Source organism: Stenotrophomonas maltophilia group sp. RNC7, from assembly GCF_030910085.1.
Lineage (GTDB): Bacteria > Pseudomonadota > Gammaproteobacteria > Xanthomonadales > Xanthomonadaceae > Stenotrophomonas > Stenotrophomonas sepilia.
In genome coordinates, this window is the sequence record NZ_JAVFVN010000153.1 from 1 (window position 1) to 344 (window position 344).

The window sequence follows — 344 nt, forward strand, 5'->3', positions numbered from 1 at the left end:
GCATATACAAGATAAAGGATGGAAATTAAATAAAGGGGCAAAAGGTGAAAAGGTAGAGTATTGGATGCCTTTTGATAAGGAAGCAAGAAAGAGTATTACATGGGATGAATTTAGAAAACGAAAAATAGCACAAGATCAAAGTGTTGTTTTATCAGTCAAATATTACACTGTGTTCAATGGGCAGAATATTAAAGGAATACCACCATTGCCACCACCAGAAACAAATGATATCACACCAGATGAAATTATTGCTAAGTTATCAAAAAATATGGAAGTAGAAATCATGAATGATGGTAATGATCGGGCATTTTATAGACAAAGTGAAGATAAAATTCATCTCCCAA

Annotated in this window: 1 protein-coding gene; it reads left to right on the forward strand. The window is 32.8% G+C overall.

The window, feature by feature from the left end:
* Nucleotides 1–344: ArdC-like ssDNA-binding domain-containing protein (locus tag RCF13_RS01835; protein ID WP_343237365.1), on the forward strand; the 344-nt coding region annotated here is incomplete at both ends.